The 24,011-nt window shown below is 69.3% G+C and carries 20 protein-coding genes; 14 read left to right on the forward strand and 6 right to left on the reverse strand.

Annotated elements, in window-relative coordinates; translation table 11 throughout:
• Window positions 1–21: 21 nt before the first annotated feature.
• The 5 genes from AB1K54_RS16775 (at window position 22) to AB1K54_RS16795 (ending at window position 7,915) form a co-directional block, all read left to right on the forward strand.
• Complete coding sequence (locus tag AB1K54_RS16775) at window positions 22–744, forward strand: ABC transporter ATP-binding protein (RefSeq protein ID WP_371203905.1); 723 nt, start codon at window positions 22–24, stop codon at window positions 742–744.
• On the forward strand, window positions 741–1,481 hold the full coding sequence (locus tag AB1K54_RS16780) for an ABC transporter ATP-binding protein (RefSeq protein WP_371203906.1): 741 nt from the start codon (window positions 741–743) through the stop codon (window positions 1,479–1,481). Before AB1K54_RS16775 ends, AB1K54_RS16780 begins: the two co-directional genes overlap by 4 nt.
• The gene (locus AB1K54_RS16785; protein WP_371203907.1) at window positions 1,478–2,347 is read left to right on the forward strand and encodes a branched-chain amino acid ABC transporter permease; all 870 of its coding nucleotides are present in this window, start codon (window positions 1,478–1,480) and stop codon (window positions 2,345–2,347) included. The genes AB1K54_RS16780 and AB1K54_RS16785 overlap by 4 nt, the downstream gene beginning before the upstream one ends.
• Window positions 2,344–3,396, forward strand: a complete 1,053-nt coding sequence (locus tag AB1K54_RS16790; RefSeq protein WP_371203908.1) for a branched-chain amino acid ABC transporter permease — start codon at window positions 2,344–2,346, stop codon at window positions 3,394–3,396. The genes AB1K54_RS16785 and AB1K54_RS16790 overlap by 4 nt, the downstream gene beginning before the upstream one ends.
• Before the next feature lie 385 nt (window positions 3,397–3,781).
• The gene (locus AB1K54_RS16795; protein WP_371203909.1) at window positions 3,782–7,915 is read left to right on the forward strand and encodes a DUF5979 domain-containing protein; all 4,134 of its coding nucleotides are present in this window, start codon (window positions 3,782–3,784) and stop codon (window positions 7,913–7,915) included.
• An 81-nt stretch (window positions 7,916–7,996) separates the two neighbouring features.
• Here the strand turns inward: AB1K54_RS16795 and AB1K54_RS16800 are convergent, their stop codons facing one another.
• Both AB1K54_RS16800 and AB1K54_RS16805 read right to left on the reverse strand, forming a co-directional pair.
• Window positions 7,997–8,869, reverse strand: a complete 873-nt coding sequence (locus AB1K54_RS16800; protein WP_371203924.1) for an LLM class F420-dependent oxidoreductase — start codon at window positions 8,867–8,869, stop codon at window positions 7,997–7,999.
• An 11-nt stretch (window positions 8,870–8,880) separates the two neighbouring features.
• Complete coding sequence (locus tag AB1K54_RS16805; protein WP_371203910.1) at window positions 8,881–9,477, reverse strand: hypothetical protein; 597 nt, start codon at window positions 9,475–9,477, stop codon at window positions 8,881–8,883.
• 144 nt (window positions 9,478–9,621) lie between these two features.
• On the opposite strand from AB1K54_RS16805, the gene AB1K54_RS16810 reads away from it, so the two are divergent.
• From AB1K54_RS16810 to AB1K54_RS16825, 4 genes are all read left to right on the forward strand, one after another.
• A complete protein-coding gene (locus AB1K54_RS16810; protein ID WP_371203911.1) occupies window positions 9,622–10,866 on the forward strand; it encodes a glycosyltransferase in 1,245 nt (414 codons plus the stop codon).
• A gap of 4 nt (window positions 10,867–10,870) precedes the next feature.
• A complete protein-coding gene (locus tag AB1K54_RS16815) occupies window positions 10,871–12,124 on the forward strand; it encodes a glycosyltransferase (protein WP_371203912.1) in 1,254 nt (417 codons plus the stop codon).
• 234 nt (window positions 12,125–12,358) lie between these two features.
• Complete coding sequence (locus AB1K54_RS16820; RefSeq protein ID WP_371203913.1) at window positions 12,359–13,351, forward strand: GlxA family transcriptional regulator; 993 nt, start codon at window positions 12,359–12,361, stop codon at window positions 13,349–13,351.
• 81 nt (window positions 13,352–13,432) lie between these two features.
• Entirely contained in the window at window positions 13,433–15,637 is a 2,205-nt protein-coding gene (locus AB1K54_RS16825) for an ATP-dependent Clp protease ATP-binding subunit (RefSeq protein ID WP_371203914.1), read from the forward strand.
• Window positions 15,638–15,721: 84 nt separating this feature from the next.
• Here AB1K54_RS16825 and AB1K54_RS16830 read toward each other — a convergent pair whose 3' ends face one another.
• Window positions 15,722–16,303 carry a nitroreductase family protein gene (locus tag AB1K54_RS16830; RefSeq protein WP_371203915.1) on the reverse strand — a complete coding sequence of 194 codons (582 nt, stop codon included), beginning with the start codon at window positions 16,301–16,303 and terminating at the stop codon, window positions 15,722–15,724.
• Between the two features lie 174 nt (window positions 16,304–16,477).
• Between AB1K54_RS16830 and AB1K54_RS16835 the strand changes: the two genes are divergently transcribed.
• Window positions 16,478–17,617, forward strand: coding sequence for an epoxide hydrolase family protein (locus AB1K54_RS16835; RefSeq protein ID WP_371203916.1), 1,140 nt, complete (start codon window positions 16,478–16,480; stop codon window positions 17,615–17,617).
• An 82-nt stretch (window positions 17,618–17,699) separates the two neighbouring features.
• On the opposite strand, the gene AB1K54_RS16840 is transcribed toward AB1K54_RS16835, so the two are convergent.
• The gene (locus tag AB1K54_RS16840) at window positions 17,700–19,292 is read right to left on the reverse strand and encodes an MFS transporter (protein WP_371203917.1); all 1,593 of its coding nucleotides are present in this window, start codon (window positions 19,290–19,292) and stop codon (window positions 17,700–17,702) included.
• Window positions 19,293–19,349: 57 nt separating this feature from the next.
• Here AB1K54_RS16840 and AB1K54_RS16845 point away from each other — a divergent pair, with 57 nt between their 5' ends.
• The 3 genes from AB1K54_RS16845 (at window position 19,350) to AB1K54_RS16855 (ending at window position 20,983) form a co-directional block, all read left to right on the forward strand.
• On the forward strand, window positions 19,350–19,895 hold the full coding sequence (locus tag AB1K54_RS16845; protein ID WP_371203918.1) for an ArsR/SmtB family transcription factor: 546 nt from the start codon (window positions 19,350–19,352) through the stop codon (window positions 19,893–19,895).
• A gap of 142 nt (window positions 19,896–20,037) precedes the next feature.
• Window positions 20,038–20,502 (forward strand): ribonuclease E activity regulator RraA, encoded by a 465-nt coding sequence (gene rraA, locus AB1K54_RS16850; RefSeq protein WP_371203919.1) that lies wholly within the window; start codon window positions 20,038–20,040, stop codon window positions 20,500–20,502.
• A gap of 94 nt (window positions 20,503–20,596) precedes the next feature.
• Window positions 20,597–20,983, forward strand: a complete 387-nt coding sequence (locus AB1K54_RS16855) for a VOC family protein (RefSeq protein ID WP_371203920.1) — start codon at window positions 20,597–20,599, stop codon at window positions 20,981–20,983.
• Between the two features lie 44 nt (window positions 20,984–21,027).
• Here AB1K54_RS16855 and AB1K54_RS16860 read toward each other — a convergent pair whose 3' ends face one another.
• Both AB1K54_RS16860 and AB1K54_RS16865 read right to left on the reverse strand, forming a co-directional pair.
• Window positions 21,028–22,140, reverse strand: coding sequence for an ABC transporter permease (locus AB1K54_RS16860; protein WP_371203925.1), 1,113 nt, complete (start codon window positions 22,138–22,140; stop codon window positions 21,028–21,030).
• On the reverse strand, window positions 22,140–23,024 hold the full coding sequence (locus tag AB1K54_RS16865; RefSeq protein ID WP_371203921.1) for an ABC transporter ATP-binding protein: 885 nt from the start codon (window positions 23,022–23,024) through the stop codon (window positions 22,140–22,142). Before AB1K54_RS16865 ends, AB1K54_RS16860 begins: the two co-directional genes overlap by 1 nt.
• Before the next feature lie 234 nt (window positions 23,025–23,258).
• On the opposite strand from AB1K54_RS16865, the gene AB1K54_RS16870 reads away from it, so the two are divergent.
• Window positions 23,259–23,828: an NADPH-dependent FMN reductase gene (locus AB1K54_RS16870; RefSeq protein WP_371203922.1), complete on the forward strand. Its 570-nt coding sequence runs from the start codon at window positions 23,259–23,261 to the stop codon at window positions 23,826–23,828.
• Window positions 23,829–24,011: the final 183 nt, after the last annotated feature.

Here is a 24,011-nt window from a genome sequence, read left to right on the forward strand (position 1 = left end):
CGATCCTGCCCAGTGGGGACCATGAACAGCATTCTTGAACTGCGCCGAGTCGCGAAGTCGTACGGCAGCCTTCGTGTGCTCGATGACGTGACGTTCACGGTCCCCGCCGGGCAGGCCGTCGGCATCGTCGGACCCAACGGCGCCGGGAAGTCCACTCTTCTGAGTGTGATCAGCGGAGCCGAGAGGGCCACGGCAGGCGAGGTGAGGTTTCAGGGCCGCGACGTCACGAGGCTCCCCGCCGAGGAGCGGACCCATCTCGGGATGGGCCGCTCGTTTCAGGTCCCCCTGCCGTTCCACCACCTCACAGTCTTCGAGAACGCCCTGGTCGGGGCGACCTATGGCGCCGGACTTCGACGCCGTGCGGCCGAAGAGAAGGCCTTCGAGGCGCTCGCCCTCAGCGGGCTCCTTCCCCACGCGAACACGCGCGCCGGTCAGCTTCCGCTCCTGGACCGGAAGCGACTTGAGCTCGCGAGGGCACTGGCCACGGATCCGGCGCTCCTGCTTCTGGACGAGATCGCGGGCGGGCTCACCGATCCCGAGTGCGAGAGCCTCGTGGAGACGATCGTCCGACTCCGAGACTCGGGGGTGACGATCGTGTGGATCGAACACGTCGTACACGCCCTGATGGCGGTGGTCGCTCGCCTCCTCTGCCTGGCCTCGGGCACTCTGGTGGCCGACGGCGAGCCGGAGTCGGTCATGCGCAGCCCCGCCGTCCTGGAGGTCTACATGGGGACGAAGGCGTGAGCGCGCTTCTGGAAGTCGACTCCCTGACCACTGGCTACGGCGACGCGCGGGCGGTGAGCGACCTTTCGCTGAACGTGCGGGCCGGCGAGGTGCTCGCCCTGGTCGGGGCCAACGGGGCCGGGAAGTCCACCCTCTTGCGCACGATCGCAGGTGCGCACCGCCCCTGGGCGGGACGCATTGTGTTCGGCGGCGAGGACATCACCGCTGTCTCCGACTACCAACGCACCAGGCGAGGGATCTCCTTGGTGCCTGAGGGTCGGCGCCTGTTCCCAGGCCTCAGTGTTCGCGAAAACCTCATGATAGGGGCATCCAGTGGGCGCCGGGGAGCGTGGACGCTGCGGACGGTGGTGGAGGCGATCCCCCTCCTGGAGCCGCTGCTGCGGCGCAGCGCCGCGAGGCTGTCGGGCGGGCAGCAGCAGGCCGTCGCGATCGCGCGCGGGCTGATGTCCAATCCGCAGATCCTGCTCCTGGACGAGGTGTCCCTCGGGCTGGCCCCGATCGTCGTCGACGAGATCTACGATTCGCTCGCGTCGGTTCGCACGGCGGGGCTCGGCATCGTCCTCGTCGAGCAGGACCTCACGCGCGCGCTCCGATTCGCCGACGAAGTGATCTGCATGCTGGAAGGACGCAACGTTCTCGCGGGGCCGGCGGCGGAGCTCTCGCGCGAACGCATCACCGATGCCTACTTCGGACACAGCGCCCGACCCGCCCGCTCCACCGACGGGGTGACGTCGTGAACATTCTCAACGCCCTCGTTCAGGGCATCCTTCTCGGCGGGCTCTTCGCGATGTCCGCACTCGGGCTCTCCCTCGCCTACGGCGTGCTGCGGATCGTGAACCTCGCTCACGGCCAGCTGATGATCCTGGCCGCCTACCTGGCGGTCGTGAACATGGCGGCCTTCGGGGCGGACGTCTGGCTCGCGATGGTCATTGTGATCCCGATCATGTTCATGCTCGGGTTCGCCGCGCAGTACTTCCTCTTTCAGCGCGCCCTGCGAATGAGCGAGCTTGCCCCGCTGGTCATCGCGTTCGGGCTCTCGGTGATCATTCCCAACGCGCTCATCAGCCTGTTCACCACGAACAAGCAGCTCATCGCGTCGGGGAGCCTCTCGGTCGCGAGCGTTCAGCTGGGCGGAATGAGCATCGGGGTCCTTCCGCTGCTGACCATGGCCGTCGCGATCGCGCTCATCGTCGGGCTTCAGCTCTTCCTGAACGGCACATCGCTGGGCAGGAAGATGCGCGCGGCGTCGGACGATCCAGACACGCTGCGCCTGATGGGTGTCAACTACCGCACGGTCTACGCGTCGGCGATGGGAATCGCCTTCGTGCTGGCCGGGCTCGCAGGCGTGTTCCTGGGCATCCGTCAGGGTGGCGTCACGCCGATCGACGGGCAGATCGCGGTGCTCTTCGCGTTCGAGACCGTCATCATCGGCGGACTCGGGTCGCTGTGGGGCACCCTCCTGGGCGGAATCGTGCTCGGCGTCGCGCAGACCGTCGCCGGGCAGATCAATCCCGAACTGCCGCTGCTGGTCGGAAATCTCGTGTTCCTCGCGGTGCTGGTCATCCGGCCCTCCGGAATCCTCAAGGGCAAGGTGTTCGCATGACAGACCTCCGCGTCCGTGCGGCGCACCGCGTCGACCGCTACCAGCGTCGCGCGATCGTTTCCGGGGTGGTCATCGCCGCCGTCGTCCTGCTTCTGTCGGCGGCACCGTACATCCTGCCGTTGAGCGTGACGTCGGTGTGGATCAAGCTCTTCTATCTCATCGTCCTCGCCTCGACCTGGAACCTCCTGGCCGGGTATGCGGGAATGATCTCCGTGGGCCAGCAGGCGTACATCGGACTGGGGGCTTACGGAGTCTTCGTGCTCAACGATCTGGGCGTCAACGCCTACCTGAGCGTCCTGGCAGTCTCGATCGTCGTGGGCGCGATCGCCCTTCCGATCTCATTCCTCGCGTTCCGGCTGCGCGGCGGCTACTTCGCGATCGGCACGTGGGTCATCGCGGAGGTGTCCCGGCAGATCGTCATCCGGTTCGACGGGCTGGGACTCGGACGAGGGCGCAGTATCTCCGACATCACGCAGGATCCCGTCTACCGCAATCTCTTCACCTATTGGACCGCGCTGGCCTTCGTGGTGGTCGTCGTGGCGACGACCTACTTCCTGCTGCGCAGTCGAGTCGGTTCCACTCTGCAGAGCATCCGCGACAACGAGACGGCAGCAGAGGCGATGGGGGTGAAGGTCAGCCGGCCCAAGCGGCTCGTGTTCGTCCTCGCCGCGGCAGGAGCCGCCGGGGCAGGGGCGATCATCTGCATCCAGGCGCTGGGCGTGGCATCACCGAACGTGATCTTCAGCGTGAACTACTCCGCATTCATGATCTTCATGGTGCTCATCGGAGGCATAGGCACGATCGAGGGTCCGATCATCGGCGCGCTCATCTACTTCGTGATGGACATCTATCTCAGCCAACTGGGTCTGTGGTATCTCGTGATCCTGGGTGTTCTCGCGATTGCCATCACGCTGTATCTTCCGCGCGGAATCTGGGGCGCCGTCGAGGGCCGTTGGCGCGTGTCGGTCTTCCCGATCGGGCACAGGGTCATCTTCGAGGACGCCGTGGCAGCCGGTCCGAGGGAGCGCGTGGCGGCAAGCGCGTCGTGATCGCCGGGCGCGGTTCCCGCGCATCGAAGACGACTGCCGATACGAGAGGTCGTGCTGAACTCGACCGCTTCGGACCCCGGCTGCGCCGCGGGTCGTTCCCCTGATTCCACCCCTGGTCTAGTCCCCGGGTGAAGTTCTCGCGTAGGGGCGTGAAAGCGGGCGGATCGGCTGGGTGCGCGCGATCTGTCACGGCAGAGTCGATGGGGGCGCGCGGATGCACGGGCTGTTGCTGCGCCCTCATCGACCGCGCGGGGCGTCACTCATGGGGAGCGACGCCGGCTCATTCGACTCACGCTTCGTCGTGTCGCTGGCCCGTTCAGAGGAGATTGCTGTGTCTTGGACTCTACCGAGGGTGAACCGATTGTGGCGTGTGGTTCTGCACCGGATGACGGCCGCCGTTGCCGCGGTAGGAGTCGTCGTCGTCGCGTTGGTCGCGGCGCCCACCGCCGCGCACGCTGCCCCGAACCCCGACATCGTGGTCGGCGGTGTGTCGATCACACCGGCCGACAGGCAGGCGGCCGTGGGCGACACGCTCACTGTGTCTGGAGAGTGGGATGCGACGGATGCCGACCCGCACCCGGGGGACACGTTCACGATCGGGTTGCCGGCTGAGTTCGCCTATGTGCAGGCTGTGCCTTTCGCACTGATGGGCAACGATCAGAACGGTGACCTGGCGGTGTGGGGCAACTGTCTCACCGATCCCGCGACGGGCACCGTGACCTGCGAGCTCACCGATGTGGTGTCGGCGTTGCCGGAACAGGTTCATGGAACCTGGCAGCTGCAGGTGACGGCGGTGGCGGCGACCGCGGCAGAGGAAGTCGTGTTCGACCTGAACGGCCAGCCGGTGTTGGTGGGCCTTCCTGGGGAGGGCGGTGTCGATGACGGCATCGACCTGCCTGATGAGGTGTCCAAGTCGGGCGTGATGAACGAGAACAACTGGTCGATGACGTGGACGGTGGATCTTCCCGGCGCGACGATGGCCGGCCAGAGCACGGTGACGCTGCACGATGTCCTCGGCGCCGGGCACCAGCTCTGCAGCCCCACGGGCTTGAAGGTCGAGACGGTGCGCGGCTCCACGGTGGTGGATGCGACCGACCTGGTCACGACCGCACCTGAACCGGGTGCGACGGACTTCACGATCGTGCTGACGGCCCCCGAGGAGGGATTCGACCCGGACGTCACCTATCGGGTCACTTATCCGACCTGCACGATCGACGGGCGGATCGATCCGGAGGGAACAACCTATGAGAACTCTGTGCAGGTCGAAGGGTGGGGGGATGCCGGCGTCGGAACCGGGCAGGTCGAGAACCTTCCGTGGCATCAGTCGCTGACCAAGTACGGCAGCGTTCTGGGCGAAGGCGCTCGCAACGGCAAGATCGCCTGGGCTGTCATCGTCGCCGGTGACCAGCTGCTCGGCAAGGACGGATTCACTCTGACCGAGACCCTCGGTGCCGGACACGAGGTCTGCCCTGACACCATTGCGGGCATCCGGGTCATCGAGCGGTACGGCCCCAGCGACCAGGCGCAGCGCGAAATCACCGACCTGCTCACCGCGACCACTGTGTCCTCGACGGAGCAGGCGTTCCAGGTTCGCTTCGACATCGACGACGCGGAGTTCGAGTTCAAGGCGTCCGACTATCGGTATGTCGTCTTCTATGTCACGTGTGTGTCCGCGGAAGGCCTTCCTGCGGGCGGTACCGAGTACGCCAACAGCGTCGACGTGGACGGGCAGGTCACCACGGGTCGGGCGACCGTCCCGGATCGTGTGCGGGGCAAGACCGGCGGGCTCAACACCTCTGTGGTGACGATCGACGGTGTGCAGCACATGCCGCAGACCACTTTGGATTGGGGAATCGCGATTCCCGGCGAGGTGATCGAGGGCATCGACGACCACCTCGTTCTCACGGACACCCTCTCGAGCTCGCAGGCCGTCTGCGCTGCGGGCGATCCGGCCGGCACGTTGGCGGAACGACTGAGACTGCGGGTCGAGGCCCGAGATCAGATCCAAGACGGTGGCCTCAGCCCCGTCGACCTGACCTCCGTCACCGATGTCAAGCTGGATGGCGATGTGCTCACGTTCGAGATCGACGCCACCGACCTGCCGATCCCGACGGGGATGAGTGACGGGTTCACGCGCGAGTACCAGTACATCATCAGGTACACCACGTGCACGGCCAGCGGTGGCATGGACGCCCCTGGCACCGTGTACGAGAACGCCGTCTCCGGGACGGGGATCGACTACTCGACGAGCATCGTGCAGTTCAACAGCGGCAGCGGCACCGGACAGGGAGTGGCCCGTGGATCGGTGTCGATCGAGAAGCTTCTCGCGGACACGCCAGGCGCCGAGCTGGTTCCGGACGACGCCGTCTTCACCGTGCATGTGAAGGAGATCGATCCGACCCGCACCTTCCAGCACGAGTACGACCTGGAGGTCCCGCTCCAGGGCCCCCCTGCCCGCGGCCTCAACGCCCGCGGCACCGGCTGGACCGTAGAGATCACCGAGCCCACCTTTCCCTCGATCCCCGGAGTGGTCTTCGGCGCCCCCGTGTTCGCGCCCAGCCCCGGGGTGACAGTCAGCGAGGACGGCGCGACGGCGACCGCGGTGATCCAGCCCGGGGTCAACGTGTCCGTCAGCCTCACCAACGAGGCGCTGCTGGGTTCGATCAGCGTCGTCAAGGCGCTTGAGGGCGCCGCAGCCGATCTCGTCGACCCGGCGCGCACTTACCAGGTCAGAGCCCGGATCGACACCAGCGCGCTCGGCGATGAGGTGCCCGCCCAGCCGGACCGCCTGTTCGATCTGACCGTGGGCGACCCGCTGCTGCTGGAGGATCTCCCGATCGGATCGATCGTGACCTTCAGCGAGACGCGACCCACCGATGACGACGCCCTCACCTGGGCCGAACCGGTCTTCACCCCGGCCGAGGTCGTCGTCACAGCCGCACACGCCACCGATCCGGCGACGGTCACCGTCACCAACAGTGCTTCGCGCACCACCGGGACCTTCACTCTGATGAAGACCGTCACCGGCAGCCAGGCCGACAACTCAGCCGTTCCCGATGCGGTCACCGTCACCGCCACCTGGAACCAGGAGGGTGCCGAGGGCTCGACCACGCTCACCGTCCCGACCGACGGAACACCGGTCCCGTTCGGAGAGAACCTCCTGATCGGCACCGAGGTCACGCTCACCGAGACGCCGCTCGCCGATGGGAACGCCATCGCCTGGGGCGCACCGGTCTGGTCCGGAACGGGTGTGGCGCTCGACGGGCGCTCGGCGATCGTGACGATCGGACGCGATGCGGATGCGACCGTCACGCTCGAGAATCACGCAGCGACCTCCACCGCCGGCATCGCCCTGATCAAGGGCATCGGCGGCGAGGCGGCCGGCGAGGTGGATGCCCGCACACAGTTCCCCGTCACCGTGTCGTGGATCGATCCGGATGGCACCATGCGATCCCGTGAACTCACGATCAACGCGGTCGAGCCCACGCCGCTGGGGGTGGAGCTTCCGGCCGGGACCGCCGTCACCATCACCGAGGGCACCCGCCCCGGATTCGACACCGTGGTGTGGGGATCGATCACGATCACGGGCGTCGCCGTCGATGACAACGGCGACGGGTCGGCGACCGTGATCGTCTCCGACCAGCAGGACGACGTCACTCTCGTCACCGTCATCAACGAAGCCACATGGGCGCCGGGGACCTTCTCGCTCGCCAAGCACATCGAGGGGGTCCGTCCCGGCCATGCCGGTGTGCCGGACCGCGTGACGGTGATCGCATCGTGGGTGGATGAACACGGGCCGCAGTCCGTCGAGCTCCAGGTGCCCGCTGACGGCAGCGCTGTCGAGTTCCCGCATCAGCTCCCGCACGGCACCGAGGTGACGCTGTCGGAGATCGCCCCCGACGGCACGCCCCAGTTCACGTGGGCGACCCCCGCATGGAGCGGTGACAGCGTCGCGGCGAACGACGACGGCACTGCGACCGTCAGGATCGGTGCTGCCGCCACGGCCAGGGTGGAACTGGTCAACACTGCTGTGCCCTCCGTCGGATCTCTCACGATCATCAAGTCCCTGACCGGTGACGGGGCGACCCGGTCGTCGGCGACCGCCTTCCCGGTCACCCTGACGTGGACTGATCTGCAGGGAGACGCGCAGACCCGCACGGTGTCCCTCGTGGCCGGAACCCCGGTCACGATAGAAGACGTCCCTCTCGGAACGCAGGTGCAGGTCGAAGAGCACGCCGGCGAACTCGCCGACAGGATCCGGTGGGCCGCCGCGGGATGGTCCAGTGAAGACGAGAACGTGAAGGTGAGCACCGAAGACGGGTCGGCCGCCGCGGTCGTCATCGTGACCGCAGCGGCAGGGACGACGGCCGAACTGGCTCTTCAGAACACTCTCGTCATCGTGCCCGACCTCGCCATCACCGGGGCCGACTCCGCCGCCGCGTGGACGCTCGGCGCCGCAGCCTTCCTGTCCGTGCTGGCCGGGGCGCTGCTGCTGCGCACGCGACGGCGCAGGGCGTGATCCGGGTCGGCGGTGGGTGCGACATCGGCGCACTCACCGCCGAACCGGCGCCCGGGGCCGGTGTCGGCTGCGGCCGCGCCCTCAGGCGAGGGACGCGTTGACACGATCGCGCCAGTCCAGCAGCGGCGCGAGCGTGCTCAGATCGAACTGCGGAGCCTCGATCGCGGGGATGAAGAAGCGGAAGCCGAGTGCGTACAGATGGTCGGCGCGCGTCTCGAGAAGAGGCCCGAAGCCGCGCACCGTGAACCCGGTCGACAGTTCGATGTCGGCCGGGTCGCGTCCTTCGCGCGCGCACCACTCGTGCAGCACGCCGATCTTGCGGGGAAGGTCGTCCAGGCGCGTGAAGGTGTGCCAGATGTCGGCGTGGCGCGCCACGAGCCGTAGCGTCTTGCGCTCGCCCTGCCCACCGATCAGCACCGGGATGCGCCGCGTCGGGGCGGGGGTGAGGGCATCCCATCGCCGCAGGATGCGCGGAAGGTCCTCGGCGAGGTCGTCCAGGCGCGACCCGACGGTGCCGAACGCGTACCCGTACTCGTCGTAGTCGCGCTGGGCCCATCCTGAGCCGGTGCCGAAGATGAGACGTCCCGTGCCGTTCGCGCGGGCGCTCAGGTGGTCGACTGTGCGCGCCATGTCGGCCTGCAGATCGGGGTTGCGGTACGAGCTGCAGTTCACGAGCGGTCCGAACTCGACCCGCTCGGTCATCTCGGCGATCGCGGCGAGCATCGTCCACGCCTCGAAGTGGTCGCCCTCAAACGGCGCGGTGAGCGGAAAGAAGTGGTCCCAGTTGAAGACCGCGTCCACACCCAGGTCCTCCGCGCGGAGCACCGCGTCGCGGTACTGCGCGATCGACGAGTGCTGCGGCGGCAGCTGCACGCCGATCCGCACCGGGCGGTGCGCGGAAGGGTGCCCGCCGGCGGCCTGGGCGGTGTCGATCGGCGGGGTCACAGCATCCATCTCCTTCTCGCTCACGGGCCGGGCTCGATGCGCAGCACGTTCGGGGTTTCGCCCGCCGGGAGGTCCTCGACGATCCGCAGCGTGCGGGCGAGCTCATCGACGGCGCCGATCACCGTGCCGAAGCGCTCGCGGTCGCTGCAGACGGCGGTGACGGTGACGAGGTGCGTGCCGGTGTCCCACGTGTAGGTCGCGAACGGGGGAGTGTTCGGATCGCGCGGCAGGTCGATGCGCAGCTTCTCGCCGGACCCGAGATGGGGGTTTCGGAACTCCTCGGTGTCGTCGTACTCGATCGGCATCATGGCCCGTGCCGTGCGCAGCTGCGGTGTGGCCTCCTGCACCTGAGCGAGCACGACGAGCAGGTCGGGGTCGGCCCGCCACACCCACACGAGCACACGTCCGCCCGCGCGCCGCATGAGCAGCGGGGCGGCCTGGCTCATCACCCACGCCGCCACGCCGCTGCCCGGCCGCTCGGTGGCGCCCATCGCACGGTTCGCCTGCGTGAGCAGCATGCGGATCGCGGTCCTGCGGTGTCGCCGACCGCGGAATCCGAGCGAGCCCGTCACCGCGACCCACTTCTGTGCGGATGCGTCGGCCTGCAGTCGTGGCATGCACACCACAGTACGGGGCCGATGCCGCAGCCGATCCGACGCGACGCCACAGCGCGGTTCTCCGGGGTGCGCAAACCCGCTCGGGTACAGTTGAGGGGCCGCACAGCCACCTCGCCGGCCCCCACAGATTGGCATCCACCACCCGTGACCGATCCCGCGACGCCCGACGACACCCGCGCCGACGCCGTGCCTCCCGCCGAACCGGCCGAGCCCGCCGCGGCACGCCCGCTCACCATCCTGATCGGCGCCGACACCTTCCTCCCCCACGTCAACGGCGCCGCCCGCTTCGCCGAGCGCCTCGCCGCCGGACTCGTCGCGCGCGGACACGACGTGCACGTCTCGGCGCCCAGCGCCGGCCACCGCAACCACGGCACGTTCGTCGAGACGATCGAGGGCCAGCCCGTCACGATGCACCGCCTGCCGTCGTGGCGCTGGTACCCGCACGACTGGCTCACGTTCGTGATGCCGTTCCGCTCCAAGCACTACGCACGCAAGGTGCTCAACGCGGTGAACCCCGACGTCGTGCACATCCAGTCGCACATCGTGATCGGGCGCGGCCTCTCGCGCGAGGCGCGCAAGCGCGGCGTCCCGATCATCGCGACCAACCACGTGATGCCCGAGAACGTCATCGACTTCACGGCGCTTCCTGCGTTCCTCAACAAGATCGTCATCAAGCTCGCGTGGGATGACGCCAAGCGCACGTTCGACCTGACCCGCGCCGTGACCACGCCGACCCGCAAGGCCGCGGACTTTCTCGAGGCGACGATCGACATCCAGGGCGTGATCCCGATCAGCTGCGGCATCGACGCGTCGAACTACACCGCCGACCTCACCCCTCGCGACGCGAACCGTCTCGTGTTCGTCGGCCGGCTCACCACCGAGAAGCAGATCGACGTGGTGCTCAAGGCCATCGCCGCGCTCGATCCCACGCTCGGCGTGACGTTCGACATCGTCGGCAACGGGGACCAGCGCCGCAACCTCGAGCAGCTCACCGCGAAGCTCGGCCTTGCCGACCGCGTCACCTTCCACGGGCACACGAGCGACGAAGAGCTGCGGTCGCTGCTTACGCGCGCCTCGGCCTTCGTGATCGCCTCGATCGCCGAGCTGCAGTCGATCGCGACGATGGAGGCGATGGCCTCGGGCCTGCCGATCATCGCCGCAGACGCAGTGGCGCTGCCCCACCTCGTGCACGACGGCGAGAACGGATACCTGTTCGAGCCGGGCGACGTCGAGGGGCTCGCCGCGATGATCGACCGCGTGCTGCGGCAGACCCCCGAGGAGCGACTGCGCATGCAGCGGGCCTCGCTCGAGGGCGTGAAGGTGCACGACATCACCCGCACGCTCGACACGTTCGAGGCGCTGTACCGCGACGAGCCGCTGCCGGAGTGACGCCGTGCACGTCGTGATGTTCGGCGATCAGCACGTCGAGTCGCTCGGCGGAGCGCAGGTCTCGACGCGGCTGCAGCGCAGGTTTCTCGAGAAGGCCGGGCACACCGTCACCGTCGTGGCCCCCGCGATGCACGGGCCGCGCGGGCGCGCGGTGGCCGAGCGCGTCGCTGCGGCCGGAGACACGGCCTACGTCGACCTGCCGTCGATCCCGATCACCCTCGACCGGGAGTACTCGTTCGCGTGGCCGGGCCGCCGGTCCGATCGCTTCGTGGATGCCGCGCTCGCCGCCCGTCCGCCGGTCGACGTCGTGCATGTGCAGGCCGATTTCTGGGGGGCATTCCTCGGGCACCGCTTCGCCGCGCGGCACGGACTGCCCGTCGTGCACACGATGCACAATCGCGTGGACGTCGGCATCGAGGCGACGGCGCCGTTCCCGCGGCTGGTGCTGCGGGTGCTGGGCGCGTGGCAGCGCCGGATGCTGGGCCCCTCGGCGCCTCGCGAGCCCGGCCGCGACGGCTGGTCGTACCTGCGCCGCTTCGCGTCGCGGGCGGGTGCGGTCACGGCGCCCTCGGCGCACTTCGCCCGCAGGCTCGAAGAGCACGGCGTCGTGCCCCGCGCGGGCGTCGCGACCGGCGCGGTCGATGTCGTGTGGAACGGCATCGACGACGACGCCCTCGATGCCGCGCTCGCCGATGCCGCGCAGTCCCGCCCGACCCGGCGGCGTCCGGTGTTCGTGTGGCTCGGGCGCATGAGCCCCGAGAAGCGGCTGCTGCCCTTTCTCGAGGCGGTCGCCGAGTCCGGCGTCGACGCCGAGGTGATCGTCGTGGGCGGCGGGGGGCAGTTGGCCGCGGCGCGGCGACTGGTCGCGAAGCGGCGGGCGGTGGGGACCGTGGAGTTCGTCGGAAAGCTCACGTATGACCAGACGCTGCGCACGATCCAGCGCGCGGATGCCGTCGTGCAGACCTCGATCGGCTTCGAGACGCAGGGCATGACGATCTTCGAGGCGGCTTCGCTCGGGACGCCGTCGGTGGTGAGCGACCCGGATCTCGCGCGCGAACTCGGGTCGGGTCTGTGGCAGGTGGCCGAAGATGCCGAGGCCGCCGCCACTGTTCCTGCGCTGGCAGCCGCCCTGCGGCGCGCCGCCGCCGACATCGAGGCCGGCACCGCGCCCGTGCCTGACCTGTCGGTCCGCGAGCGGTTCCGGCAGTCCTCGCGCACGGCCGCGATGGTCGAGGTCTACGAGCGCGTGCGCCGCTGACCCCGGTCGGCGGGGGTCAGGGGACGCGCGCCCGGTCGGTGAGGGCGGGACGGTATCCGTCTTTGGTGACGGCGATCAGGGATCCGACGATTCCTGCCACCGCGAGGGCACTGAATGCGATGAGAATCAACATGGCAGGAACGCTACGCTTGCGTTGTTCCTGCCACGAGTGGCAGAATGGACACCGTTCGCGTGATTCCTGCCACGCTCCTCGCGCTCTCACGGAGGCTCCCCATGAAGACCGTCGCCTGTATCGTCACAGACGGGTTCGCGCCGTTCGAGTTCGGCGTCGCGTGCGAGGCCTTCGGGCTGGATCGGTCCGATGACGGTATCCCCAGTTTCGACTTCCGCATCGTGACCCCCGAGCCGGGCGTGGTCGAGTCGAAGATGGGCTTCTCGATCAACGTCCGCAGCGACCTGTCGTTCGCGTACGAAGCCGACCTCGTTGTGGTCTCGCCGACGCCGCGCGAGTACTGGGGCCGCATCGACGAGCGCCTGCTGGAGGTGATCCGTGATGCGGTGGCGCGCGGGGCGTGGGTGCTGAGTGTGTGCAGCGGCTCGTTCGTGCTCGCGGCAGCGGGCGTGCTCGACGGGCGCAAGGCCACCACGCACTGGATGTACGCGCAGACGATGGTCGCGATGTACCCGCAGATCGAGGTCGACCCCGACGTGCTCTACGTGCAGGACGGCCGCATCATCACCAGCGCCGGCACCGCCGCCGGCATCGACGCGTGCCTGCACCTGCTCCGCCAGGAGCTCGGCGCCGAGATGACCAACAAGATCGCCCGGCGCATGGTCGTTCCTCCCCAGCGCGACGGCGGCCAGGCGCAGTTCATCGACAAGCCGATGCCGGCCACGACGTCGCTGTCGCTCGCGCCCGTCACCGACTGGATGCTCGAGAACCTGCGCCTCGACCTGACCGTCGACCAGCTCGCCGCGAAGGCACACATGTCGCCGCGCACGTTCGCGCGCCGGTTCAAGGCTGACTTCGGGGCGACGCCGGCCGCGTGGCTCGCGCGCCAGCGCGTCATCCACGCCCAGCGGCTGCTCGAGACGACCGATCTCGGACTCGACCGCGTCGCGTACGAGTGCGGGTTCGGGTCGGCCGCCGTGCTGCGGCAGAACTTCACGCGCGTGCTCGGCACGACGCCCACGGCCTACCGGGCGCGCTTCGCGTGCCACCTCGACGAGATGGCGGTCCCGCGGCCGCTCGAGACGGTGGCGTGACCCTGGCGTTCGCGAAAGGTGTTTGGTAAACTTGAGCCTGAGCGACTCAACTTTTGAGTCCCGCAGTTTTTCAGGAGACACATGAACGCCACCCAGCAGCCCGGGCAGGAGGACTCGCAGAGCGCCCTCGAGCAGTTCGGCATCAACCTCACCGACCGCGCCCGACAGGGCAAGCTCGACCCTGTCATCGGGCGAGACAGCGAGATCCGGCGCGTCAGCCAGGTGCTGACCCGCCGCACCAAGAACAACCCCGTGCTCATCGGCGAGCCCGGCGTCGGCAAGACCGCCGTCGTCGAGGGCCTCGCCCAGCGCATCGTCGCGGGCGATGTCGCCGAGAGCCTCAAGAACAAAGAGCTGGTCGCGCTCGACATCTCGGCCCTGGTCGCCGGCGCGATGTACCGCGGCCAATTCGAAGAGCGGCTCAAGAGCGTGCTCAAAGAGATCACCGAGTCCGACGGCAAGATCATCACCTTCATCGACGAGCTGCACGTGCTCATGGGCGCGGGCGGCGGCGAAGGGTCGGTCGCGGCATCCAACATGCTCAAGCCCATGCTCGCGCGCGGCGAGCTGCGGCTCATCGGCGCGACCACGCTCAACGAGTACCGCGAGTTCATCGAGAAGGATGCCGCGCTCGAGCGCCGCTTCCAGCAGGTCTACGTCGGCGAGCCCAGCGTCGAAGACACCATCGCGATCCTGCGCGGGCTCAAGGGGCGCTACGAGGCCCACCACGGCGTCACGATCACCGACGGCGCGCTGGTGGCCGCGGCATCCCTCAGCAACCGCTACATCCCGAGCCGGCAGCTGCCCGACAAGGCGATCGACCTGATCGACGAGGCGATGAGCCGGCTCAAGATGGAGATCGACTCGTCGCCGATCGAGATCGACGAGCTCAAGCGCCAGGTCGACCGCATGCGCCTGGAGGAGCTCGCCCTCAAGAAGGAGAAGGACGACGCCTCGAAAGAGCGCCTCGCGAAGTTGCGCGAGCAGATGGGCGCGGCCGAGGCCGAACTGCGCCTGCTCGAGGCGCGCTGGGAGCGCGAACGCGCGGGGCTCAACCGCGTGGGCGAGCTGAAGAAGCGCCTCGACGAGGCAGAGACCGAGCGCGACCGCGCGTTGCGCGAGGGCGACTACGCGAAGGCCTCACGGCTCGAGTACGAGACGATCAAGCACCTGCGGGCCGAGATCGCCGAAGCCGAGCGCGACGAGGAGGCCGAGCCGGCCGTCGAGCGCATGGTCAACGAGCAGGTCACCGACGAAGACATCGCCGCGGTGATCGCCGCGTGGACCGGCATCCCGGTCGGGCGTCTGCTGCAGGGCGAGACCGAGAAGCTGCTGCACCTCGAGGCAGAGCTCGGCAAGCGCCTGATCGGGCAGAAAGAGGCCGTGAAGGCGGTGTCGGATGCCGTGCGCCGCTCGCGTGCGGGCATCAGCGACCCGAACCGGCCGACCGGCTCGTTCCTGTTCCTCGGTCCCACCGGCGTCGGCAAGACCGAGCTGGCCAAGGCGCTCGCCGAGTTCCTCTTCGACGACGAGCACGCCATGGTGCGCATCGACATGTCGGAGTACGGCGAGAAGCACTCGGTCTCGCGCCTGGTCGGCGCCCCTCCGGGATACATCGGCTACGAGCAGGGCGGCCAGCTCACCGAGGCCGTGCGCCGTCGGCCCTACTCGGTCGTGCTGCTCGACGAGGTCGAGAAGGCGCACCCCGAGGTCTTCGACGTGCTGCTGCAGGTCATGGACGACGGCCGCCTCACCGACGGCCAGGGCCGCACGGTCGACTTCAAGAACGTGATCCTCATCCTCACGTCGAACCTCGGCTCGCCGATCCTCATCGACCCGACGCTGTCGGTCGCCGAGAAGCGCGAGCAGGTGCAGGGCCTGGTGCGCCAGGCGTTCAAGCCCGAGTTCGTCAACCGCCTCGACGACATCGTGATCTTCCAGGCGCTCACCGAAGACGACCTCGCCCAGATCGTCGAGCTCTCGGTCGACGCGCTGCAGCGGCGGCTGCACGAGCGCCGGCTGACCCTCGCGGTCACCCCCGACGCCCGCGCGTGGCTCGCCGAGCGCGGCTACGACCCGGTGTTCGGCGCGCGGCCGCTGCGCCGGCTCATCCAGTCCGAGATCCAGGACCGCCTCGCGATGGCGCTGCTGTCGGGCGGGGTGCGCGACGGCGACATCGTGCGCGTCGATGTCGCTCTCGACGGCTCGCAGCTCGTGCTCACAAGCGACGGTCCGGCGACGGCCACCGAAGACGACGACGTGATCGAGGCCGAGATCGTCGAGTAGGCGGCGCAGCCGCCTCAGACACGAATGACGGATGCCTCGCCCGAACGATCGGGCGAGGCATCCGTCATCACTCTCGGGTGGGGCTCAGTCGTCGACGATGACCGAGTCGGCGATCGTGCGGCGCTCACGCGGCGCGTTCTCGCGCGCCTGCAGCTCGGGCGACGCGGCGCGGATGTCGCCGAGCTCGCCGACGGCCATCACCGTGACCGGCGTGAAGTCCTCGCCCAGCCCGAAGGCGGCGCTGATCGCGTCGCGGTCGAAGCCGCCCATCTGGTGGGTCGAGAGGCCGCCGGCGTGTGCCTGCACGGTGAAGTGCGCGGCCACCTGGCCGGTGTCGTACTGCGCCCACAGCAGGGGCTTGCCCTCACGCGTGGTCTCGGCCACGAACACCACGAGCGCACCGGCATCGCCGGCCCACGCGCCGTTGAAGCCGGCGAGCGATGCCAGCACCTTCGCGTGCGCGTCGCTGCCGCGGCGGGCGACGATCACACGCCACGGCTGGGTGTTCGCCGCGGTCGGCGCCCAACGGGCGGCTTCGAGCGCGCCGGCGAGGGCGTCCTCGTCGATCGGAGTCTCGGTGTCGAACACGCGGGTGCTCCACCGCTCGGCGAGCACGTCGAGGATGGGCGTTTCGGTCTGGGCGATGCGGTCGGCGACAAGCGACATGGTGGCCTCCGGGTTTCGGTGGGTGGTGTCCGAGACGCCGTTGGCCCAGCCCTATGCAAGCACATGGACCTGGGAGGTATTCCCGAGGTTCCGGTGCAGAGCGGATGCCGCACCCGCTCCGCATAGCTCGCCCGGCGCGAGCGTGATGCCGACGCCCGGGTGCAGAATCGGGGCATGGCCGAGGCATCCCACCTGTCCGCACCCATCCGCGTGCCCGACGCCGACCTCGACGACCTGCGCCGCAGGCTCCACGAGACCCGCTGGCCCGAACCGTTGCCCGCAGCGCCGTGGGAGGCGGGCGTCGACCTGCCGACCCTGCGCGAGCTGTGCCGCGTGTGGGCCGACGAGTACGACTGGCGCACGCACGAAGGGCGCCTCAACGCGCTCGACCCGGTGCTCGTGCCGGTCGACGGTGTCGAACTGCACGTGTTCCGTGCCTGGTCGGGGCGCCCGCGCGCGATCCCGCTGCTGCTCACCCACGGCTGGCCGGGGTCGGTCGCCGAGTTCCGTTACGTCATCGAGCCGCTCGTCGATCCGGTTCCCGGCCGGCCCGCGTTCGACCTCGTGATGCCCTCGCTTCCCGGCTTCGGGTTCGGCGGCAAGCCGGCTGAGCCCGGCTGGGGCACGACCCGCATCGCCGATGCGCTGCACACCCTCATGACCGAAGAGCTCGGCTATGACCGCTACGGCGTCGCGGGCGGCGACTGGGGCGCGATCGTCGGGTCGCGGCTCGCGCAGCGGCACGCCGATGCCGTGATCGGGTTCCACACGAACCTGCCGCTGCTGAGCAACCACCGGCGGGCCTGGTGGGAGAACGACCCCACCGAGCGCGAGCGCGCGGCACTGGACCGCTGGAACGCGATGGATGCCACGGGCCGCGCCTACGCGCAGCTCCAGGCCACCAAGCCCCAGTCGCTCGGTGTCGGCCAGACCGACTCGCCTGCGGGACTGGCCGCCTGGATCCTCGAGAAGTTCCACGCGTGGAGCGACGGAGGGCTCGAGGTGTTCGCAGTCGACGACCTGCTCACGAACCTCATGTTCTACTGGGCGCCGCGGGCGGCGGCATCCTCCGCCATGATCTACTACGAGTCGCGACTCGACCCGGACGGCCGCGCGCACCCGATTCCCGAGGTGCCGACCGGCGTCGCCGCCTACCCCGGCGAGATCAACGCGATCTCACGCCGCTGGGCCGAAGAGCACTACCGCATCGCGCACTACTCCGAGCCGCCGCGCGGCGGCCACTTCGCCGCCCTCGAGCAGCCCGCGATCTACGCGGCCGACGTGGCGGAGTTCTTCGGGGCGCTGCCGCGCTAGGCGGGCCTGGCGGCGCTTGCGCGGAGATCCGCGATTCTGCGGATCGCATGGACGTGAATCGTCCGCAGAACGCTCGATCCCCTCAGAACGGCAGATGAGCGCTCGGCGGCTCGTGCTGGGCGTCGGGGAGCTCGCGCATCGACCAGAACGGGCCGGTGAGCACGAACAGGCCGGCCAGCACCTGGCCGACGGCGCCGATCCACATGGTCGGCACCACCCCGAGCCACGTGCCCAGCAGCCCCGACAGGAGCGCGGCGATCGGCATGACGCCCCACACGACGAAGCGCACCGAAGCGTTCATGCGTCCGAGCAGGCGCGGCGGGGTGATGCGCTGGCGGAACGTGACCTGCGTGATGTTGTACAGCAGCACGCAGAAGCTCGCCGCGAAGCCCTGCACGACGAGCAGCGGAAACGCGATCGCCGGCACGAGCGTGGCGACGGGGATGAAGATCGGGATGATGCTGAATGCGACGGTCGCGACCGGGATCGCGCGGGCCTCGCCGATGCGCTTGACGATGTGCGGCGTCGCGATCGCGCCGAGGAGCCCGCCCACGGCGCCCAGCGAGAAGATGACGCCCATCGACGCGGCCGACAGGCCCAGCTCGCGCAGGATGAAGATCGGCAGCATCGTGCCCGAGATCCAGTTGAAGAAGTTCGACGTGCTCGTCGTGCCGACGATGCGGCGCAGCAGCTTCTCGGTGAAGACGAACCGCAGGCCCTCCCAGATCTCGTGCAGGATCGGGGCGCGATCATCTGCGGCGCGCGGCTGCTCGTGGTCGCGCGTGAGCAGCAGCGCCACGAACGACAGCACATAGGTGCCGACCGTGGTGAGGATCGCGAACGGCGCGCTGACCAGGCCGATCAGCCAGCCGCCGATGCCGGGACCGGCGATGTTGGCGACCTCGTAGCTCGCCTGCAGCTTGCCGTTGGCCTCGGCGATCTGCTTCGGCCGCACGAGCGACGGGATGATGCTCTGGTACGACACGTCGAAGAACACCGTCGCGACGCCGACCACGAGCGCGACGGCGTACAGGTGCCACATCTCGAGCAGATCGAGCGCCCACAGCACCGGCAGACAGCCGAGCGCGACCGCGCGCACGCCATCGGCCCAGATCATGACGTGGCGCTTGCGCAGGTGGTCGATCCACGCCCCGGCCGGCAGGCCCACGACGAGGAACGCGGCGACGTTGGCGGCGCTCAGCACGCCCACCTCGAACTCGCTCGCGTTGAGCAGCAGCACCGCGAGCACCGGAATGGAGAGCTCGGTGATCTGCGCGCCGAACTGCGCGAACGTCTGACCGGTCCACAGCGTGAGAAAGTTGCGGTCGCGCCACAGCGAGCCGGGGGCTCCGGATGCTTCGGTGCCCGCGAGTGCGCCGGGCTGGGCGGGCGCGCCGGGCGGGGCCGGGGCTCCGGATGCCTCGGCGCCGGGATTCGTCGGGGTTCCGGATGCTTCGGTGCCGGTCTTGGCCGGGGCTCCGGGTGCCTCGGCGCCGGGACTCGCCGGGGCTGCGGGCGCGGCGGGCGCGGCGCCCGCAGCCCGTGCGGCGCCGATGCCATCGGTGTCGGTCGCCTCGGTGACGGGTCCCGCCAGGCCGCCGGGGGCGCTCGATTCGGCGCGCGCCTCTGCCACGAACTCGTCGGCCGAGGCATCCGCTTCGCCTGATTGGGACATGTCAATCAGTCTGCGTTACCGATTGAGAAAAGTCAATCGGTTGGCTAGGCTGGGTGCGTGGGCGCGCACGGGGAAGAGCGGATCGAGCTGCATCCGGGCGACCCTGCCGACGAGGCGCGCATGCGCGCGCTGAGCTCGCCGCTGCGCCTGCGGGTGCTGCGGCTGTGCGCGTTCGAGGCGCGCACCAACAAGGAGCTCGCCGAACTGCTCGGCGTGAATCCCGGCACGATGCTGCACCATGTGCGCACGCTCGTGCAGACCGGGTTCCTTGCCGCCGAGCCCGAGCGCACCGGCGCGCAGGGCGCGCGCGAGGTGCCGTACCGCGCGACCGGGCTGTCATGGCGCACGTCGATGCCCGGCGGGTCACCGGTGCTCGTCGACGTGTTCCTGCAGCAGATCCAGGGCCTTGCCCCCGACGCCCTCGACATCACGTGGCTGGGGCTCAAGCTCAACGCCGAGCACAAGGCCGAGCTCGAACAGCGCCTGTACGCGCTGGTGCAGGAGTTCAAAGAACGCGGGCCCGATGCCGACGGCGAGACCTACTCGCTGTTCACCGCGTTCCACCCCGACGAGAACCCCCCTCCCCCTCCCCCTCCCACCTAACCCCCCCCGCCCCGTGACGCCGCGCACAACGCAGGACATCCGGCGGAAACACCGGCGTGCCCCTTCTGCTGTCCAGAAATCGGGCAGAAGTTCCTGCGTTGTGCACGCGGGGCGCGGATGCCGCGGGCGCTACGGTGGGCGGATGACCCACACGGCCGACCTGTACGACGAGCGCGGCGACGCGCTCGACTCCCTCGCACTGCAGCTGCACGACATCGGCGGGCGCGTCGCGTTCGACGGGCCGATCCGCACCGTGCGCTGCCACCGCGACAATGCCCTCGTGAAGGCGACGCTCGCAACCCCCGGCGAGGGCGCCGTGCTGGTGGTCGACGGCGGCGGGTCGCTCGAGTCGGCGCTCGTCGGAGACCTCATCGCGGCATCCGCCGTCGAGAACGGATGGTCCGGCGTCATCGTGCACGGCGCGATCCGCGACCGCGAGGCCATCGGCGCCCTGCCGATCGGGGTCAAGGCGCTCGGCTCGAACCCGCGCAAGAGCGCGAAGGACGGCCACGGCGAGGTCGACATGCCGGTGACGATCGCCGGGGTGACATTCGCGCCCGGCAAGCACGTGTGGGCCGACGCCGACGGCATCCTCGTCGAGCGCTGACGCGTACCGAACCCTGCTCCCACAGGGCCCTGGACTCCGCCCTGGAACCGGAGGATCGTGGACGACGCGGGGGACTGTCCCAGTGGAGGCGTTCATGTTCACACCCGACAAGCCGTTCTCGAGCTTCGCCGTGCCCGACCTCGATGCGGCGGTCGCGTTCTACCGCGACACGCTCGGCGTCCAGGTCGAACTGCTCGACGAGATGGGCTTCGGCATCGCCCTGGCCGGAGGCGGTCGCATCTTCGTGTACCCCAAGCCCGACCACGTGCCGGCGGTGTTCACGGTGCTCAACTTCGAGGTGGAGGACGTCGACTCGGCCGTCGACGACCTCAACGCCCGCGGGGTCGTCACCAAGATCTACACCGACCCCGACTACGGCACCGATGCCAAGGGCATCTCGCGCGGTTTCGAAGGCGGGCCGAGCATCGCGTGGTTCACCGATCCCGGCGGGAACGTCATCGCCGTGATGGAGCCCGTGTGACGGATGCCGCGCCCCGCGGGGTGCGGCATCCGTCATTCCGGCGATCAGCCGGCCAGCGCCTCGCGCAGCTTGACGCGAGCGCCCATGCGCAGCAGCGAGTTCTGGTAGATGCGCGCGCCCACGAGGATCGCCGCGACGCACGTGGCGATGAGGATCACGAGCGACAGAAGCGGCTCCCACCACTGCGCCTGCCCCAGGAACAGGCGCATCGGCATGCCCACCGGGGCCGAGAACGGCACGTACGACATCACGGTGAGCACGACCGGGTTGTTCCAGAAGAAGATCACGAGGAAGTACGGCGCCATGATCAGCAGCAGCAGCGGCGTCGTCGTCGAGCCGATGTCCTCCATGCGCGAGACCATCGCCGCCGCTGCGGCGAAGAGCGCCGCGAGCAGCACGAACCCGAACAGGAAGAACACCGCGAACCATGCGATCGGCGCGCCCAGACCCTGCAGCAGCTCGGTCTGGCCCGTGATCGTCAGGCCGATGATCGCGATCGCGGCGAGGATCAGCAGTTGGGCCATCGCGAGGATCGTGTTGCCGATCACCTTGCCGGCCAGCAGCGCCCGCACCGGGATCGCCGAGATGAGCAGCTCGACCACGCGCGTCTGCTTCTCTTCGACGACGCTCGCGGCGATCGTCGAGCCGAAGGTCTGCGCAGAGAACAGGAAGATGATCCCGAACCCGATCGCGGCGACGTAGCCGAGCACGTTCGTGGCGTCCTCGGGGTGCAGCAGCTCGACGGGCGGCAGCTGCGCGAGGCTCATCAGCAGCGTGTTCGGGGCGTCGCTCTCGGCGATGACGACGAAGCCCGTGGGGGAAGAGGCGTCGCCCACGATCGCCGCGTCGACGTCGCCCGCCGTCACGAGCTGCTCGGCTTCGGCGCGGTCCGCGACGGGCGTGATCTCGAGCCCCTCGGAGCTCTGCACGTACTGCTCGGCGTCGCTCGTGACGGCGACGGGCGTCTGCGACGCGTCGTCCGCGGCGACCCCGCCCCAGATGACCCCGGCGAGGGCCAGCACGAACAGGATGCCGAACGAGACGAGGAACGACTTGCTGTGCAGTTTCGAGCCGATCTCGCGCTCGGCGACGAGCCACGTGCTCTGGGCGAAGCTCGGCGCCGGCGCGACGGGGTCGGTCTGGAGGGTGGGCGTGATCACTGGATGACCTCCTTGAAGATCTGGGCGAGGGTCGGATGCCGCGGCGCGAAGCTCGCCACATCGCCCTGTTCGACCGCTCGGCGCAGCACCCGCTGCGCGGTGTCGTCGCTGTCGGCGTCGAACACGGCGTACCCGCCGTCGAAGTCGATGACCTCCACGCCGGGCTCGCTGCGCAGCCACCCGGCGTCGCCCGCGGACACGAGCTCGAACCGGCGGGTCGAGTGCTCGGCGCGGAGGGTGTCGCGGGCGCCCGCGGCGCGGATCGTGCCGCCCGCGATGATGACGAGGTCGTCGCACAGCCGCTCGACCACGTCGAGCTGGTGCGACGAGAAGATGACGGCCGCGCCGGCCGCCGCGCGCTCCTGCAGCACGCCGGCGACGACGTCGACCGCGAGCGGGTCCAGGCCCGAGAACGGCTCGTCGAGGATCAGCACCGACGGGCCGTGCACGAGCGCCGCGGCGATCTGCGCGCGCTGCTGGTTGCCCAGCGACAGCGTCTCGACGAGGTCGTTCAGGCGCTCGCCGAGTCCGAGCCGCTCGAGCAGGGCGGTTGCGCGGGTGGTGGCATCCGGTTTCGAGAACCCGTGCAGGCGCGCGAGGTACACGATGTGCTCGAGCACCTTCATCTTGGGGTAGAGCCCGCGCTCCTCGGGCATGTAGCCGAACACGCGGCGATCGGATGCCGTCACCGCCGCGCCGTCGAGGGTCACGGTTCCGGCGTCCCTCGCCAGCACGCCGAGCACGATGCGCATCGTGGTGGTCTTGCCTGCTCCGTTGCCGCCGACGAAGCCGGTCAGTCTCCCCGGCTGCACGTCGAACGACACGTCGTCGAGCACGCGCCGCCCCCCGTAGCTCTTGGTGATGCCTCTCAGTTCGAGCATCGGTCGTCCCTTCGTGTGGTGTCGAGGGCCACGCTACGGCGCGGGCCGGGGGAGGGGCATCCCCCGCAGGACGGGTATCGGCGCCCTCCGCCGCGCGGCGGACGCCCCTGTTCCCACTCAGAGGGATGCGCCCGATACATGCTCAGGAATAGATCCGGCGGGAGTCCGTGTTCGCGTGAGTGGAACGTCCACGGCGGATCCCTGCCGGGGATCGCCCTGTCTGAAAGAGAAACCATGACCGACCGGACCATCGGATACATCGTCGGCAGCATCTCGTCGACCTCGATCAACCGCCGCCTCGCCAAGGCTCTCGAGCGCCTCGCCCCCGAGGGCGCCACCCTGGTCGAGATCCCCATCAAGGACCTCCCCTTCTACTCGCCCGACCTCGACGGCGCCCTGCCCCAGGCCGCGCTCGAGTTCAAGCAGGCGATCGCCGACGTCGACGGCGTGATCATCGTGACCCCCGAGTACAGCCGCTCGATCCCCGGCGTGCTCAAGAACGCTCTCGACTGGTCGGCGCGCCCGTACGGTCAGATGTCGTTCAACGGCAAGCCGACCGCCGTCATCGGCACCTCGGGCGGCGGCATCGCTACCGCGGCCGCGCAGCAGCACCTCAAGGCCATCCTCAGCCACTTCAACGCCCCCACGCTCGGCCAGCCCGAGGGCTACGTCCAGTCCACGCCCGGCCTGTTCACCGACGAGGGCGAGGTCACCAACCCGCAGACGGCCGAGTTCCTCTCGGCCTACCTCGCCGCCTTCGGCGCCCTCATCGAGCGCTACGCGCCGGTGGCCGTCGCCGCCTGAGCCCGCGGGCGCCGGCGCGCAGGCGCCGGCCGCACGAACCACGGATGCCTCGACCCCTAGCCTCGGGCTTTCGCCGTTGAGTGGCTTGCGGGTCGTGTTGTAAAGATGGAAAGTGCTCCTGATCTGGGAGAATTGGAATTGCTTAGAGACCAGTTCACCGAGTTCGAGGAGCACCTTCAAGGT

The sequence above is a fragment of the Microbacterium sp. BWT-B31 genome, assembly GCF_041379855.1.
GTDB lineage: Bacteria > Actinomycetota > Actinomycetes > Actinomycetales > Microbacteriaceae > Microbacterium.

Bases quoted from the DNA above. Each gene is read 5' to 3' on its own strand.
- AB1K54_RS16775 (WP_371203905.1), top strand. From the start codon at position 22: ATGAACAGCATTCTTGAACTGCGCCGAGTCGCGAAGTCGTACGGCAGC.
- AB1K54_RS16855 (WP_371203920.1), top strand. From the start codon at position 20,597: ATGTTCACACCCGACAAGCCGTTCTCGAGCTTCGCCGTGCCCGACCTC.
- AB1K54_RS16820 (WP_371203913.1), top strand. From the start codon at position 12,359: ATGAAGACCGTCGCCTGTATCGTCACAGACGGGTTCGCGCCGTTCGAG.
- AB1K54_RS16805 (WP_371203910.1), bottom strand. From the start codon at position 9,477: ATGCCACGACTGCAGGCCGACGCATCCGCACAGAAGTGGGTCGCGGTG.
- AB1K54_RS16825 (WP_371203914.1), top strand. From the start codon at position 13,433: ATGAACGCCACCCAGCAGCCCGGGCAGGAGGACTCGCAGAGCGCCCTC.
- AB1K54_RS16800 (WP_371203924.1), bottom strand. From the start codon at position 8,869: ATGGATGCTGTGACCCCGCCGATCGACACCGCCCAGGCCGCCGGCGGG.
- AB1K54_RS16865 (WP_371203921.1), bottom strand. From the start codon at position 23,024: ATGCTCGAACTGAGAGGCATCACCAAGAGCTACGGGGGGCGGCGCGTG.
- AB1K54_RS16790 (WP_371203908.1), top strand. From the start codon at position 2,344: ATGACAGACCTCCGCGTCCGTGCGGCGCACCGCGTCGACCGCTACCAG.
- AB1K54_RS16795 (WP_371203909.1), top strand. From the start codon at position 3,782: ATGACGGCCGCCGTTGCCGCGGTAGGAGTCGTCGTCGTCGCGTTGGTC.
- AB1K54_RS16870 (WP_371203922.1), top strand. From the start codon at position 23,259: ATGACCGACCGGACCATCGGATACATCGTCGGCAGCATCTCGTCGACC.
- rraA (WP_371203919.1), top strand. From the start codon at position 20,038: ATGACCCACACGGCCGACCTGTACGACGAGCGCGGCGACGCGCTCGAC.
- AB1K54_RS16830 (WP_371203915.1), bottom strand. From the start codon at position 16,303: ATGTCGCTTGTCGCCGACCGCATCGCCCAGACCGAAACGCCCATCCTC.
- AB1K54_RS16835 (WP_371203916.1), top strand. From the start codon at position 16,478: ATGGCCGAGGCATCCCACCTGTCCGCACCCATCCGCGTGCCCGACGCC.
- AB1K54_RS16840 (WP_371203917.1), bottom strand. From the start codon at position 19,292: ATGTCCCAATCAGGCGAAGCGGATGCCTCGGCCGACGAGTTCGTGGCA.